Here is a 14,195-nt window from a genome sequence, read left to right as displayed (position 1 = left end):
GAGGCATACATGAAGAGCAACGCAGACATTATCCAGTGGCTTAACCGCCAGTTGCAGCATGAATTGACGGCCATCAATCAGTATTTCCTTCATGCCCGCATGTACGAAAACTGGGGCTTCGACAAGCTTGGCAAGCTGGAATATGAGGAATCCATAGAAGAGATGAAGCATGCCGATATGCTCATCAAGCGTATCCTGTTTCTGGAAGGGTTGCCCAACCTGCAGGAACTGGGCAAGCTCTTGATTGGTGAGAAAGCGGAGGAATGCGTTGACTGCGACCTCAGGCTTGAAATGATTTCACGCGAGACGCTGCTTGGTGGAATCGCCGTGTGTGAAGCAGCGAAGGATTACGTTTCGCGGGAGCTTCTGAAAGAAATCCTGGAAGATACTGAAGAGCATATCGACTGGCTGGAAACGCAGTTGGATGTGATGCAGAAGGTGGGTATCCAGAACTGGCTGCAGAGCCAGATGTAGATTTGTTCATGATGCCGCTGGATTGCTTTTTCCAGCGGCGGCCCTTATTCGAGTTTGTTCAATCTTTTTACCTTTTTTGACTTTTAGCCAGCCAGCCCATACAGGGCAAGCCAGCTTTCTGACCTGTCCGGAGTATGGGCTGTGCAACAGCTTAAGGCAACATCCCTGGCTAATCTCTGTGTTCCCGCTTCTGCCCTGATTGAACCGGAGCACCGCGATCCCGCAGCCTCCGGCCAGGGTAATTCCTCTCCTTCCCCGAATTTACCCCTCCGCCGTGGACAGCCTTCGCATATATTGCAGGCGTTGCTCGGAAAAAATCTGGTCGCGGTTATCAGGCAATTTTTCAGGGGGCAGGACAGCAACCCTTTTTTTACCCCTGCAAGGCTGACGCGGGTAGCGCGACTGGGGCGATCGTCGCCTGCGATTGAGAGATCGAAACCAGTACCTGCCGACAAGCTGCCGCCAGATAGCAAGTTTGTTCCTTCACTCTCATCCGATCGAGTCGATCCCGAAAATCGTGTCGGACGGGAGGTCGCCGAAACGGATGGGTTTCCACTGATCAGGGAATGCGCTCCGCCTGCGTCGTTTTCTTTTGAGCATTCACCTTCTGCCGCTTCCAGTGAAAAAGGAGACGGCGCGTGCGAGGGATCCGGTATCGGAGGGCGCTGCGTTCTCTGTGTAGGGGGACGCGCTGCTCTGTACCCGGAATATCGCCGTGTAGTGGAGGCTTCCGGCGGTAAGCTGGTCATCTACAGGAACATGCCTCAGGGCCCCGGACATCACTTGCCCGTATTGTTGGACCATGCTGACATGGTTGTGTGTCCCATGGATTGCGTAAACCATACTGCTTTTTTCACCGTCAAGCGTTACTGCCGGCGTTCAGGCAAGCCCTGCGTCTTGTTGGATCGCTCAAGTCTTTCCACTTTTCGTAAAGGTATCGCAACCCTGGCGGCGTTGAGTGCCTCCCCCGCACCGGGTAGATTCGATCAATCGAAGAGGTGTTGGCCAGCTTCTCCCGAAGAGGGACCCGCTTAAGGACACTCAGACCTGACGGTGTAGAAACCGGTAGGGGTTAGTAGGGGTCGGGTCGTGATTTTTATGATATCTTGCAGTGATTATCATTCGTATTATAAAAACATGAATATTTGCAATGCAGGCCGGGTTATGGCGCTGCTTGGTCTTCTTGCGCTTTTCGGTATGGGACAGGCAGTGGCCGCGGAAAGGGAATATTGGGTTGCGGCGGAAAAAGCCACCTGGAACTACGCGCCATCGGGGAAGAATCTGATCAAGCCGGATGATGGATTGGGAGTGTGGGGCAAAACGCTGACATATCCCAAATACCGCTATTTTGGCTACAAGGATGGGCGCTACAAGGAGCGGTTGGTGCAGCCGGAGTGGGCGGGAATTCTGGGCCCCCAGCTTCGGGCAGAGGTGGGCGACACCCTCAAGGTTCATTTTCTGAACAAGACCGACCGGCCGCTTTCCATGCACCCGCATGGCGTATTCTATGACAAGAAAAGCGAGGGGGCCGATGCCGCCAGCGCGGGAGCAGGTATCGGGGCCGCAGTGCCGCCAGGGAAATCCTTCACTTATACCTGGGTTGTGGATGAGGCTTCCGGTCCCGGGCCAACCGATCCTTCATCGATCGTCTGGCTGTATCACTCGCATGTAATGGAAGAGGAAGAGGCGAATCTCGGCCTGGTCGGTACCATCATTGTGACCCGGCAAGGCATGGCAAGATCGGGGCGCGATCCGTCGCCGAATGATGTGGACCAGGAGTTCACCACCTTGTTCATGATCTTCAATGAGGAGAACGGGGAAGAAAGCGGAATGAAGCATACGATCAACGGCCGTATCTTTGGTAACCTCAAGGGTTACGATACAGGTATTGGAAAGCGTGTGCGCTGGCACGTCGTGGCACTCGGCAATGAGACGGATAACCACACCGTGCACTGGCATGCCCAGACAGTACTCGATCACGGCCGCCGCACCGATGTGGTGGAAGTGCTCCCCGCAAGCATGACCTCGGTCGATATGATTCCGCGTTCGCCCGGTAACTGGCTACTGCACTGCCACGTCGACGATCACATGATGGCCGGGATGTCTACCCGGTGGAACGTGGCACCGGCAAAATGATGCAAGATAAATACTTATAACAACTCATCATTTCCAATCCCTGATAAATAATAGAAAAGGAAAAGCTCGATGAAACTCGTGCAATTTATCCATGCCACAAGTATGGGCATTATCGGCTGCGTGCTCAGTCTGGATGTCGCAGCTCATGCGCTGTGGCTTGAGAAAGAAGCTGTAGCCATCCGGCTTTATTTCGGTGAATACGCGGAAAATCTGCGTGAGCCTTCGCCGGGCAGGCTCGATAGCATTATCGAACCGAAGGTGACGGTGGTAAACGCGAAAGGCATTGAAAAGCCTGTCGAAATCAGGCGCGAGAATAATTATTTTGCGATACCGGCAGGTAAGGAGGCTCAGGACGGCGCCGTACTGGTGCAGGCGCTCAAGCAATCCATACGCGAGCCGCAAGGGCAGATCCCGTCTCCTACCTACAGAAGATTTCTCTATACACGTCTCGGCAGTGGGGGCAGCCTGCCGCTCGATATCCAGGAATCCGGCAACACGTTGCGCCTCACCTATTTAGGAAAGCCCGTTCCCAAGGCCGAAATCGTGGTTATCGCACCCAATGGTTGGGAGAAACATCTGCAGACGGATGAGAAAGGGGAGGTGACCTACTCGTTGCTCGAGCCGGGCCTGTACGTGATCGAAGCGAAATACGAGATGCACAAACCCGGCGAGTTCGAGGGCAAGGCATACGCGGTCGAGAGCCACAAGGTCACACGCAGCCTGTACAAATGAGCACTGTTCAACCCGGCGTGCAAGCAACCCCCAAATCTTCTACAGCTTCAGCAACTGCGCAGAGCATGGGGCAGTCTCAAGTTGCAAGCCAGGGCGCACGTCCCATAGTGACGGAGCCACGCGGCTACCTCTTTTTATCACAGGGGATGAAGCGCGGCCGCTTTCTGGTGTGGCTGCGCCGCACTCATGCCTGGATGGGACTCTGGGGCGCGGCGCTTGGCCTGCTATTCGGGGTATCCGGGATTCTGCTGAACCACCGCAGTGAAATGAAGATTCCCCTCGCGGCGCAGCATGAAATCCGCGAAATACTCACTCCCCCGGCCAGCAGCGTCGAGTCACCGGAGGCGCTGGAATCATGGCTGCGCGAGAAATTCAAAATGCCCGATGCAAAATCGCGCACACAGAAAAAACCGGCGGGGCCGGTGCCATGGGGAGGGGGCCAGGTCATACAGCCGGAAAACTGGCGTATTACGCTCATTGCGCCCAATCACAGCGTGATCGCCGAATATTGGAAAGGGGATGCCGAGACGCATATCGAGCGGAAAGAAGCCAATGCCTGGGCGACCCTGGCAAACTTCCACAAGGGAAGCGGGATGTCCAATGTCTGGATATTGCTCACTGATACGCTGGCAGGCGGCCTGCTGGTGCTGGCAATTACCGGGACCCTATTGTGGAGTCGCCTGCATGGTCCGCGCTTGATGGCAGCGGGGTTGATTGGTACGACCCTGACGACCGCTGCGATCCTCATGCTGACGACGCTATCGCTGGCATGATCGTTATTTTTGAAAAAATACCCTGCCCTGCGATAAAAGAATGTCCAATTGATTATAATTTCCCGCCCAATTTCATTGGGAAAAAGAATCCACAGCCAGCCAACGCCTTCGTGCTTGTAGCCAGCCAGCAGTAAAAAAATTAAAAGAGGCTATAAGTGAAACAGTTATCCAGAGTCAAGCCCATATCCCGCTTTTTGGTCCCTATAACCCTGTTTTGTTCATGGTCATCCGTGCCATTGTCCGCAACGGCTCAGGATGCGACGGTCCAAAATGCAGTGACGCCTCAAGACGCAGCGACAGCCCAAAATGCAGTGACGTCTCAAGACGGAGAGAAAGAGAAGGAAAAAAATGCGACCCTGCCGGAGATCAAAGTGACTACCGGGCGGGTCCGTCCAGGAACGATCGAGGATGTCGCCCGCACTGGCAGCAAGACAGATACACCCTTGCGCGACATCCCTGCGACAGTCAATGTCGTGCCGGCGTCCGTTCTTAAGGAGCAGGGTGTCATCGAGATGAATGACGCCATGCGCAATGTCAGCAGCGTGCAGCCACTGATGGGCGGTGGGTACGGATTTGCCAACAGCTTTACGTCGCGCGGCTTGGCGCTCAGTTTTTTCCGTGACTATATTCCGGATGGGAACCTCCAGAACAACTATTTCCGCACCATGTACGACATCGAGCGTATCGAAGTACTGAAAGGCCCCGGCTCCGCGCTGTTCGGAGTCGCCGGTCCCGGAGGGAGTCTCAATTTGGTGACGAAGCAACCGCGATATAACTTCGGACTGTCCGCGGGCACCATGCTGGGCAGCTTCGGTACACGGAACGGCTATGTGGACGTGACAGGCGCCATCCCTTACTTGCCGAATGTGGCGGGACGTCTCATTGCGGATATGGAGCACACAGACGGGTTCCGCGGCCTGGAGCGCAATATTGTGGAGGCTTCCCCCAGCTTCACCTGGAGACTGGCGGACGACAAGACGCTCCATGTCGACTATGATCACCGCGAGCTCAAAATCAAGCCCGATAATTTCGGCATACTCTTTGATGCCAATTCCAATATCGCCAATGTATCCCGCGACACGCGCTATTACAGCCGCTTCAACAAGACAGACCATACCATCAACCGGCTTGGCCTGACGCACCACTGGACCATATCGGACACTTTGAGCATGCGCACCGCGTTCGTCTACGATGCGCGGACGCTCGAGCTATTGCGCAATGCCGGCGGCAATCAGGGTAATTCGAGCGGGTTTAGCACGGGACGCACCGCGTACCAGCAGTTCGATAATGCCGGTTACACCACCCTGCAAAATGAGTTCGTTTGGAAAACGAGCACAGGGCCTGTCAAGCATACCTTTCTGGGAGGCTTCGAATACAAGAATGTAGACATCAATGCGGCTCGCTCGACCTACGTCTTGCGTGACATAAACATTTTTAACCCGATGGTGGAAACGTCACTCAACGAAGCAGTCAGGAGTGCGCCTACTTTCGATCGACGTATCAGCAGCGACCAGGTCTCGTTTTATGCGCAGGACCAGATCGACTTGACCGAGCAATTCAAGATTCGCCTCGGAATCCGCAACGACCTGGTGAAATACAGCGATAAAGGCTTGCAAAGGGCAAACCCGACAGCACCTGTATCAACCACCCGATATCGCGAAATCGTGCAAACGAGGTCCATGACCACCTATTCTACAGGCGGCGTGTATCAGCCCACCCAGAATCTGGCGTTCTACGCGGGTTACAGCACTGGCGCCTTCATCAATCTGTCCACCGAGCCGCAGGCGCTCTCCACAGCACCCGAGACGTCGGATCAGGTTGAAGTGGGTGCAAAAATGATGCTTTTCGACGGAAAGGCCGATCTCAACGTGGCACTGTTTCAATCCAGCCGCAATAATTATTTCGTCACCTTGCCCGGTTCCGGCAATATCCCGACTCCAGATGGGAAGGATCGCACGCGAGGAGTGGAGGTATCGCTTGGCTTTCGCCCAATTGCCGGATGGAGCATCATCGGTAATGGCGTGGTGATGGACCCGGAAACACGAGCAGGCAATGTTGCCACCAACTCTGTGCTTGGCATTACGAGAAGTGTCTTTGGAACTCGGCCCGTCGGGGTCGCGACCACCATGGGCAATCTGTGGACGACGTACGAGATACAGAGCGGCCTGGCTCGTGGGTTGATGTTCGGGTTCGGGGTCACCTATAAAGGAGATTCCTATGCCGACTCGCTGAATCTTCTCAAGGTGCCGTCTTATGTCGTGTTTGACGCGGCTGCATCTTATCGCATCAAAAAAGTTGATCTCGCAGTCAACATAAAGAACCTTACGGATAAAACCTACTATACCAATCCGACATTTGCAGGGGCCTTGCCTGGAAATCCGCTCAGCGCCTTCGGTTCCATCCGGTTCAATTTCAACTGATGGTAGGAGAGGTTCAGCTCCCCTGCAGGAAATCATCCTTGCTGGGGAGAAAACATCTTTTCGCTTGAACATGCTTCTATAACAACTCCTTCAGCCAGCCCTTACTTCTGGTAAGGGCTCGCCAGCACAGCCGTATTCTCACTCCAGAGCCTGAGATCACCCGCTCTCATCCTGTTTACCACAACGTGCCAAGGATGTGAGCGGAAGTGCGGTCCGAGGTTCTGAGAGACCTTGCTGTACCCATCGGTCCGAGCGTTCGTGAGTGCCACCGGCATAAGTCTCCAAGTACTCCTGTAACAGCTAATCCAGTCTTCGGACGATGGAGAGATGGGAGATCCATCCTCCATCGTCCTCCTATACCCATTTTTCTTGCTTCCCTGCTGAGGAACAATCTTTGCGACCGCGCAAAGTTCCGTTTTATGATTTCGTCATTATGCGGCCGAGCCATCGGGTTGTGGTGGATTCGAACGGACACCTCGACAGAATGCTGCATTTCCCGCCCGTTTTCCCGTAAAAAACCCGCCTTGCACGCATCCTCTCCTATCCGCCGAAACCCGCATCAGGAAAGGATTACAGCCGATATGTCCCATCCAGTCCTGTAAGATTTTACAGCTATTCGGGGGTCCGGTTCCGTTGTTTCATAGCGTCGTTATCAACCAACGACGGGTGAAAAAATGGGACAGATCATGCTTGCACAACATGGCAATGGTTCTCTTGATAAACGGGCCGCAATGGGAATGTATCGGCTGAGGCACGAAGTTTTTCACGACAGGCTCGGCTGGGAAGTAACCACGGATAACGGGATGGAGCATGACGAGTTCGATCTTGCAGATCCCGTCTATGTTCTGGCGAAAGGGAGTGAGGGAGGCGAGGGGGATGAAGACGAGGTGCTCGGCTGCTGGCGATTGCTTCCCACCCAAGGACCCTACATGTTGAAGGATACTTTCCCGCAACTCCTGCACGGACAGTCTGCGCCCCAGCAACCGGATGTCTGGGAATTGAGCCGCTTTGCCGTCATGATCCCCAAATATGAGAGCGCCGGTTTCGGCTTTAGCGAAATTCCGGTAAAAATGATGCAGACTCTGTTTCTCTTCGCGCGCCACAACAAGATAAAGCGCTATGTAACCGTTACCACCGTCGCAGTGGAGAGACTGATACGCAAGCTTGGCGTCAACGTTTCGAGGTTGGGTGCACCGATCAAAATCGGTCGGGTTTTGACGGTCGCATGTTATATCGAAATCGATGCAATCACCGAATTCGCCCTTTTTGGGACACTCCCCGAAAACGCACAGAGGAAAGCCGCATGAATATTCTACTGGTTGGAGAGAGACAGGATACCCGGCAGCTCCTGCAGCTGTTGCTTGAAAAATCCAAGCACAGGCTGGAGCGAAAAACGCTGGACAGCTTCCCGGAGCCGGACCTGGAAGCCTATGACATGGTTCTGGTCGACGGCGCAGTAGACGACTGTACCCAGCAGGTGAACCTGGTGCAATGGGTACGGGAAGCGAGACGTCGCTATCCTCATTTGCCGGTAGCGGTCATGAATAACGTCGGACCACACGAGGCTTCCGAGAATGAACCGGCTTGCAGCACGATGCATACCTGCGGTGTATTCGAGTCGGGTAATGGCGTCCTGAACATGCGGTGCAGGCTGCGTGAAATCGCACTGGGAGAAACTGCCGCATTGATGCGCGACGATTTCCAGCGGCCCCTGTTGGAGCCGGTTACTTTTGAATATTCGGGAAGGGGATGAAATGCGGGTAGGTTGCCAGTAGAACGGGGAAAGGAGGCAAAAGCTTTCGAGAAGTTTAATAATTCATAAAATTTTCATCGTACTGCCATCTGTTGCAGGTAGCCTGTACGAGCTGACAAAGGTTTCACGAGCTGACAAAGGTTTCAAATGATATTGGCTGGATTGCTCAAAAGGAGGCAAATCATGAAATCCCGGCTACCTGCATTTATGAAGTCAATCTCACAACCAGCCAGGAGGAGTGTATGAGTCTGGCTGAGGTAATGTTGCAACCATTCCTTTCCCTGACATCCGCCAATGTGGCGGAGGACGATCCGCTTTCTTCATTGACCGAGTTTTACCAATTCGATCAAGACGATCAGGACCGGGATGAGGACGAAAGCGAAATTGACCTGATGATTCAGCTAAGCGGAATGGTTTACAGCCCTAAGGCAGGCGAAGAGTAAGGCAATCTGTATCGCTTTTAACGTAACCGGCATCTTGCATGCCTAACTCTTGGGCGTTTCGTATACGCCTGTCTTTCCCGTTCTCCGCAACATCTTGTTGACTTCGTCTGCATGCATTTCCTCTTCGACGACAAGGCCGCGCGCATAATCCTCCAGCAGCACTGACTTGCCCTGGGTCAACTCCAGCAACTCATAGTAGGCGATGAGCGACTGGTTCTCATGCTCCAGCGATTCCCGCAGAATATCGCCGATGTCATGCACGTGCGTTTCCAGCAGAGACCCGATCCCAAGCGAAGGATAGCCTCCCAGCAAGGTGACGAGTTCGCCGGCTTTGTGGGCATGGAGCAGTCCTTCTTCAGCCTGCTTCTTGAGCCATTCCACCACTGGAATCCGGTTGTAGCCGAAGACCATCAATGAATAATGCGTGTATCGCACCACTCCGGCAAGCTCGAGCTCCATGATTCTGTTCAGCAGTGCAATCGCCTTGTCTTTATCGAAATCCATATGTTTCACCTTTAGGTTACAGGAGTTCAAGGAGGTGAGCACAGGCTTGTTGCATCAGAGCGCTTCGCCATGGCTTTCCAAGTATTCCGCCACACCCTCGGGACTGGCTTTCATCCCCGGCTCACCTGCTTTCCACCCAGCCGGACACACCTCTCCATGGCTTTCGTGGAATTGCAAGGCATCGACCATGCGCAGCATTTCGTCCACATCACGCCCCAGGGGCAGGTCATTAACGACTTCATGGCGCACGATGCCGTTTTTATCTATCAGGAAAGAGGCGCGGAGGGCAACGTGGTCCGGGTGAGCAATGCCGTAAGCATGCATGATATCTCCCCCTACATCGGATACCAGCGTGATTCCCACCGGGCCGATGCCGCCTTTATCGACCGGGGTGTTGCGCCAGGCGTAGTGGGTGAACTGGGAATCCACCGAGACTCCGATCACTTCCACATTGCGCTTGTGAAACTCCTCTGCGCGGTGCGAGTGCGCCAGGATTTCGGAAGGGCAGACAAAGGTGAAATCCAAGGGATAAAAGAACAATACGGCATATTTGCCAGCAATTTGCGCATGAAAGTTGAAGGTGTCATTGAAGGTGCCATCCGCCAGAACAGCAGGTTTGGTGAAGTCGGGCGCAGGGTGTGTAACGAGCACTGCCATCTTGAATCTCCTTATTGATCATGAACCATGAAAACTGCCACATTTTTCGCGGCCTTTCGTTGCGCTCTTCTATATATGCCGCCGCTATTACAGCGCGACGATTGACCGAGCCTTCTACTGTTGCTTCTGCCTTTTAAGAGCAAAGCAGAACAGCAGTAGTAGATATGAAGAACGACGAGGCGCTACGGCAAGAAAGCAAGACCCGAAATTGAGGACAGAGTGCCAATCCGGCTAATGGGACAGTGTTGCCCATAAATTCCATTTCTATCCAGGCGACCGACCTCGCCTCTATCCTCTTATCGATCAGGATCAACACAAACTTTATAGCTCTGTCTCTATTTTCTTTCTGTGCGGCATCCCGCATACATGGCAAATTCTCCATGACTGTAAAGGAAGAAAAAGTCGCACGTTCATCGGTGGTGAACCAAGCCACACTGATATATCAACTTGATCGCTAAGTGCGGTTGCGTGGAGTTGGGGAGTTGAGAAGTTGAACAGGAGTCCACTGCATGGGGCTCCGTGCCGAAACGTACAGAGCGGGACCAGCGAAATACGGAGGGTGATACTACAGAAGTGGCAGTATCTTTTTGGGTGACCGATTGCCTTGATGTAATTCCGGCTTCCACATGTCCTCAAGCGCCTGGTCAAATTCCTTCTTTATTGTTTCATAGCATTCGCACGCCCCTGTTTCCAGCCTGCTCCGATTAAGTATCGTAATATGGCCCCGATGGTAGCGAATGATTTCCTTTCGCTGTAATTTTCCCGCAACTCCCGCAACGCTTTCCCGGCTTACCCCAAGAGCATTGGCGATCAATTCCTGCGTCATGCTCAGTTTGCTGGAGTCAAGGCGATCCAGCGTTAACAGGAACCAGCGGCATAGCTGCTGCTCGATTGTATGATACCGGTTACACACTCCGATCTGGGCGATCTGTGTAATAAGTGCCTGACTGTAACGCAATAATATCCATTGCAGCAGTCCTCCCCTGTTGAGCCCCTGTAGCAGAAAGGGGGCCTTCAGGCGATAGGCAAAGCCAGGGATTTGAACCGTTGCCCGACTGCTGGTAGTTTCGCCTCCCATGAACAACGAGACTCCAAGCATGCCCTCCCTTCCTACGTTTGCGATTTCCGACGAGGCGCCATTTTCCAGGATGTAATGGAGGGAAATAATGGCAGAAGCGGGAAAGTAGGCATAAGGAAGCTGATCTCCTGCTTCGCAGAGAATATCTCCAGGCGACACGTGAATCAGCTCCAGATGCGGTATTAGCTTGTCAAGCTCCGTTGCCGGCAAAGCGGCGAGGAGATGGTTCTGGCTGGGGTGGTGCAGGGGAGAACTGAGCATGGGGCATATTATTTCTTTTTCCCCACTTTTCTCCATTGGACTGAAGTACACTCCGAAGCCTCGACCCGGTGCACAAGGACGAGGTCTATTCCTGTTACTCAGGCTCATTGACTGCGCAAGCGTCCGAAAAGTTTGGGGAAAAGCCGGGAGGGCGATAGGAGGTGAAAAGCAAGAGGCTAAGGGCGTCAGCACCTAATGTTTCAGAAAATCCTCAATGGGAAGAGGTTTTCCAAACAGATAACCTTGATAAGTGTAACATCCATTTCGCGCGAGAATGTCTCGCTGGTCTTCTGTTTCTACCCCCTCGGCAATGACTTTCATCCCAAGAGTGTTGCTCATCTCGATAATGGTGGGAACAATTACTTCATCGCTTAGATCGTGGGAGATGTCGCGCACGAAACTCCGGTCGATCTTGATCTTCTCCACAGGTAAACGCTTGAGGTAAGCCAGGGAAGAATATCCTATACCGAAGTCATCCAGTGCAAAACGTATACCAGTCCCCATAATACGTCCATTTTCTGGATGCTATCGTCAGTGTCTTTCAGAACCACATCTTTTTTACTTTGACTTGCTTTAACCTCCTTTAACCTGTCTATGTGAGAAAACGAACAGAATAGAACCGAGGAATGAGTAATAAATCATGCTCAAGGGGCTTAGTTCCATTTTGCTGAGAGAAGATCTCAAGGATAAAACCAAGAGATAAAATTTAAGGGATAAAACCAGGAAAACTGTCATGAAAGTAACCAACAAACCAATTCTCCTGGTTGAAGATGACCTGGTGGACATGATGTCCGTTACCCGCGCTCTCAAGCAGATTCACGTTAGCAACAAGGTCGTGCACCGGGAAAACGGCGAGGATGGATTGACCTACCTCGAGGACGAAACCAATGATAAACCCTGCATCATTCTGCTGGATTTGAACATGCCTATCATGAACGGCATCGAATTCCTGGAAGCGGTAAAGAGCGACGACAGGTTTAAGCGTATCCCGGTAGTGGTTCTGACGACATCAGATGAACAGCAGGACAAGGTGAACAGTTTCAATTTCGGGGTGGCTGGATATATGTCGAAGCCAGTCGACTACTGGCAATTCGTCGAAGTCATCAGGTCAATCGACGCGTATTGGACTCTCAGCGAAATGCCATAGCGCACTGGGGCCAGGTATACGCCTGAGACCGCGGCAAGTAGCAATGACAACTGAAGAGTCGGCAGGCCGAGGCAATCGCGGTATTTCGCAATGCAGGCGGAAAGGCACCCTGAATGGTGGCCCTTTAGGATTTTTTGGTGATCCTTTGGCGCCCTTAGCTGTTTAGCCTTCTTCCCGGTGAGGTGTCGAGGCAGAAGTAACGGCAATCCACTGATTCAAAAGGTTGCCGGCGGCATTGGGAATCTCGGATGCGGTCATTCCAATGCAGCCGCCGTGCTGCTTCTGCAATACGTCGGCAGCCGCACCATGAAGATATACGGCGGTGAGCAGCGCGTTTTCCGGATCCAGCCGCTGTGCCAAAAAGGCGCCAATCATCCCGGATAGGATATCGCCCGTCCCGGCACTGCTTAAGCCCGGATTTCCACTTGTGTTGATGAAGCGTCTGCCATCCGGCATCGCGCACACGCTGCCTGCGCCTTTCAACACGGCCCAGCAGTTATAACGCTGCACCAGTTCCGCAACGGCTGCCATACGATTCTGTTGCACGGAAGCCGTGCTGCTTTGCAAGAGGCGCGCGGCCTCAGCCGGATGCGGAGTGAGAATGGAAGGCGCATTGCGTTCGTGCAACCGTTTCCGCAGCAATTCCGCTATTTCGGAATGCGGGGCAGCAAGATTCAAGGCATCCGCATCGAGAACCAGTGGCAGGGTCGATTCCAGCGCACACTTGAGCCAGAAGCAGGCGGCGGTTTCTGTTCCCAGACCCGGGCCGACCACCAGACAGTTCAGCTGCTCCAGCCTGAACAGATCCTGGATGGGGTGCAGCATTAGCTCCAGCTGGACGGTATCGACCCCTGGCGCGTCCGGCGCCATCAACCCCAGGTAAACGCGTCCCGCACCCAGTTTCAGCGCCGCGGTACCAGCCAGAAGCGCGGCCCCGACCATGCCGGCTGACCCTCCGATTACCCCGATACTGCCAAACATGCCCTTGTGACTGTTGGCACGCCGGGGAGGTGGCAGGAGCCCGCGGATGTGAACCTGGTCCATCAGCCATGAATCGGGTTTCTTCAAGGATGAGACGTCGAGGCCGAGGTCGTGCAAAAAAACTTCCCCACAATAATCGGGGCCGTCATTCGTGAAGAGACCGGGTTTCAGGCCGATGAACGTTACCGTCATGGTTGCGATGACAGCCGCGCCGCACATGGCACCGGTATCGCTGCCCAGACCACTGGGAATGTCAATGGACAGTACCGGCAGCTTCATGGCATTGACGGTATTCACCATGGCCAGATATTTGCCATCCAGTTCCCGGCCCCCTTGCTGGTCCAGGCCGATGCCGAACAGGCCGTCGATCACGGCATCCCATGTCGCGTTTTCTGGAATTTCGGGGAGCATCTCAACGCCGGTGGCAACCCAGGCATCCAGCGCTCGTCGTGCATCCTCCGATAACTTTGCCTGCTCGCCGGTAAACACCAGCGTCACTTTGAACTGCCACTCCTGCAGGTGACGCGCCGCGACAAAGGCATCGCCCCCGTTGTTTCCGGGGCCCGCCAGTACCAGCAAGCGGGTTTTATGGGTGGAGAGCAGCCGGTCACGGACAGTTTCAGCGGTGGCCAGGCCCGCTGCTTCCATTAATTGAGGCCGATCAGGCAGGGCAGCCGCCAGATGCTCGATTTCCCTGATCTCAGCCGTGGAGTAAATGGCGGTGGATGGATTGTGCCTGAGCGTGCTCATGCGATCTGCCTATACCGTCTTGCCGGACTGGGGGCAGCCGGTCTTCTCGTGTAAAATCACGTTCTTTCCCATCATCATCTTTATCT

15 protein-coding genes are annotated in these 14,195 nt (G+C 53.8%); 10 read left to right on the top strand and 5 right to left on the bottom strand.

Annotated elements, in window-relative coordinates:
- The first annotated feature begins 9 nt into the window (after positions 1–9).
- The 9 genes from bfr (at position 10) to C8R21_RS07080 (ending at position 8,731) form a co-directional block, all read left to right on the top strand.
- Entirely contained in the window at positions 10–474 is a 465-nt protein-coding gene (gene bfr / locus C8R21_RS07120) for a bacterioferritin (protein WP_107762079.1), read from the top strand.
- 141 nt (positions 475–615) lie between these two features.
- Complete coding sequence (locus C8R21_RS07115; RefSeq protein ID WP_181258874.1) at positions 616–1,509, top strand: DUF2325 domain-containing protein; 894 nt, start codon at positions 616–618, stop codon at positions 1,507–1,509.
- A 102-nt stretch (positions 1,510–1,611) separates the two neighbouring features.
- Positions 1,612–2,610: a multicopper oxidase domain-containing protein gene (locus C8R21_RS07110; RefSeq protein ID WP_258192301.1), complete on the top strand. Its 999-nt coding sequence runs from the start codon at positions 1,612–1,614 to the stop codon at positions 2,608–2,610.
- 69 nt (positions 2,611–2,679) lie between these two features.
- Positions 2,680–3,342: a hypothetical protein gene (locus C8R21_RS07105; protein ID WP_107762076.1), complete on the top strand. Its 663-nt coding sequence runs from the start codon at positions 2,680–2,682 to the stop codon at positions 3,340–3,342.
- Positions 3,339–4,115, top strand: coding sequence for a PepSY-associated TM helix domain-containing protein (locus C8R21_RS07100; RefSeq protein WP_107762075.1), 777 nt, complete (start codon positions 3,339–3,341; stop codon positions 4,113–4,115). Before C8R21_RS07105 ends, C8R21_RS07100 begins: the two co-directional genes overlap by 4 nt.
- A 311-nt stretch (positions 4,116–4,426) precedes the next feature.
- The gene (locus C8R21_RS07095) at positions 4,427–6,535 is read left to right on the top strand and encodes a TonB-dependent receptor (protein ID WP_258192300.1); all 2,109 of its coding nucleotides are present in this window, start codon (positions 4,427–4,429) and stop codon (positions 6,533–6,535) included.
- 674 nt (positions 6,536–7,209) lie between these two features.
- The gene (locus tag C8R21_RS07090; protein ID WP_258192299.1) at positions 7,210–7,842 is read left to right on the top strand and encodes an acyl-homoserine-lactone synthase; all 633 of its coding nucleotides are present in this window, start codon (positions 7,210–7,212) and stop codon (positions 7,840–7,842) included.
- Positions 7,839–8,288 (top strand): hypothetical protein, encoded by a 450-nt coding sequence (locus tag C8R21_RS07085; protein ID WP_107762073.1) that lies wholly within the window; start codon positions 7,839–7,841, stop codon positions 8,286–8,288. Before C8R21_RS07090 ends, C8R21_RS07085 begins: the two co-directional genes overlap by 4 nt.
- Before the next feature lie 242 nt (positions 8,289–8,530).
- A complete protein-coding gene (locus C8R21_RS07080; RefSeq protein ID WP_107762072.1) occupies positions 8,531–8,731 on the top strand; it encodes a hypothetical protein in 201 nt (66 codons plus the stop codon).
- Between the two features lie 42 nt (positions 8,732–8,773).
- On the opposite strand, the gene C8R21_RS07075 is transcribed toward C8R21_RS07080, so the two are convergent.
- The 4 genes from C8R21_RS07075 to C8R21_RS07055 all read right to left on the bottom strand — a co-directional run bounded on the left by C8R21_RS07075 (position 8,774) and on the right by C8R21_RS07055 (position 11,735).
- Positions 8,774–9,235: a ferritin-like domain-containing protein gene (locus C8R21_RS07075; protein ID WP_074975454.1), complete on the bottom strand. Its 462-nt coding sequence runs from the start codon at positions 9,233–9,235 to the stop codon at positions 8,774–8,776.
- Positions 9,236–9,289: 54 nt separating this feature from the next.
- Positions 9,290–9,892 carry a peroxiredoxin gene (locus C8R21_RS07070; RefSeq protein ID WP_107762071.1) on the bottom strand — a complete coding sequence of 201 codons (603 nt, stop codon included), beginning with the start codon at positions 9,890–9,892 and terminating at the stop codon, positions 9,290–9,292.
- Between the two features lie 565 nt (positions 9,893–10,457).
- A complete protein-coding gene (locus C8R21_RS07060; RefSeq protein WP_258192298.1) occupies positions 10,458–11,231 on the bottom strand; it encodes a Crp/Fnr family transcriptional regulator in 774 nt (257 codons plus the stop codon).
- Positions 11,232–11,423: 192 nt separating this feature from the next.
- Complete coding sequence (locus tag C8R21_RS07055; RefSeq protein ID WP_219906622.1) at positions 11,424–11,735, bottom strand: EAL domain-containing protein; 312 nt, start codon at positions 11,733–11,735, stop codon at positions 11,424–11,426.
- 229 nt (positions 11,736–11,964) lie between these two features.
- Between C8R21_RS07055 and C8R21_RS07050 the strand changes: the two genes are divergently transcribed.
- A complete protein-coding gene (locus C8R21_RS07050) occupies positions 11,965–12,378 on the top strand; it encodes a response regulator (RefSeq protein WP_107762068.1) in 414 nt (137 codons plus the stop codon).
- 162 nt (positions 12,379–12,540) lie between these two features.
- On the opposite strand, the gene C8R21_RS07045 is transcribed toward C8R21_RS07050, so the two are convergent.
- Positions 12,541–14,109, bottom strand: coding sequence for an NAD(P)H-hydrate dehydratase (locus tag C8R21_RS07045; protein WP_107762067.1), 1,569 nt, complete (start codon positions 14,107–14,109; stop codon positions 12,541–12,543).
- Positions 14,110–14,195 lie beyond the last annotated feature (86 nt).

It is taken from the genome of Nitrosospira multiformis (assembly GCF_003050865.1).
GTDB lineage: Bacteria > Pseudomonadota > Gammaproteobacteria > Burkholderiales > Nitrosomonadaceae > Nitrosospira > Nitrosospira multiformis_E.
The sequence above is the reverse complement of the archived record's forward strand: the minus strand, read 5'-3'. Positions and strand labels throughout refer to the sequence as shown.

Excerpts from the sequence above, each read along its gene's own strand:
- C8R21_RS07105 (WP_107762076.1), top strand. The coding sequence starts at position 2,680 with ATGAAACTCGTGCAATTTATCCATGCCACAAGTATGGGCATTATCGGC.
- C8R21_RS07080 (WP_107762072.1), top strand. The coding sequence starts at position 8,531 with ATGAGTCTGGCTGAGGTAATGTTGCAACCATTCCTTTCCCTGACATCC.
- C8R21_RS07100 (WP_107762075.1), top strand. The coding sequence starts at position 3,339 with ATGAGCACTGTTCAACCCGGCGTGCAAGCAACCCCCAAATCTTCTACA.
- C8R21_RS07060 (WP_258192298.1), bottom strand. The coding sequence starts at position 11,231 with ATGCTCAGTTCTCCCCTGCACCACCCCAGCCAGAACCATCTCCTCGCC.
- C8R21_RS07055 (WP_219906622.1), bottom strand. The coding sequence starts at position 11,735 with ATGGGGACTGGTATACGTTTTGCACTGGATGACTTCGGTATAGGATAT.
- C8R21_RS07070 (WP_107762071.1), bottom strand. The coding sequence starts at position 9,892 with ATGGCAGTGCTCGTTACACACCCTGCGCCCGACTTCACCAAACCTGCT.
- C8R21_RS07050 (WP_107762068.1), top strand. The coding sequence starts at position 11,965 with ATGAAAGTAACCAACAAACCAATTCTCCTGGTTGAAGATGACCTGGTG.
- C8R21_RS07085 (WP_107762073.1), top strand. The coding sequence starts at position 7,839 with ATGAATATTCTACTGGTTGGAGAGAGACAGGATACCCGGCAGCTCCTG.
- C8R21_RS07045 (WP_107762067.1), bottom strand. The coding sequence starts at position 14,109 with ATGAGCACGCTCAGGCACAATCCATCCACCGCCATTTACTCCACGGCT.
- C8R21_RS07110 (WP_258192301.1), top strand. The coding sequence starts at position 1,612 with ATGAATATTTGCAATGCAGGCCGGGTTATGGCGCTGCTTGGTCTTCTT.
- C8R21_RS07075 (WP_074975454.1), bottom strand. The coding sequence starts at position 9,235 with ATGGATTTCGATAAAGACAAGGCGATTGCACTGCTGAACAGAATCATG.
- C8R21_RS07090 (WP_258192299.1), top strand. The coding sequence starts at position 7,210 with ATGGGACAGATCATGCTTGCACAACATGGCAATGGTTCTCTTGATAAA.
- bfr (WP_107762079.1), top strand. The coding sequence starts at position 10 with ATGAAGAGCAACGCAGACATTATCCAGTGGCTTAACCGCCAGTTGCAG.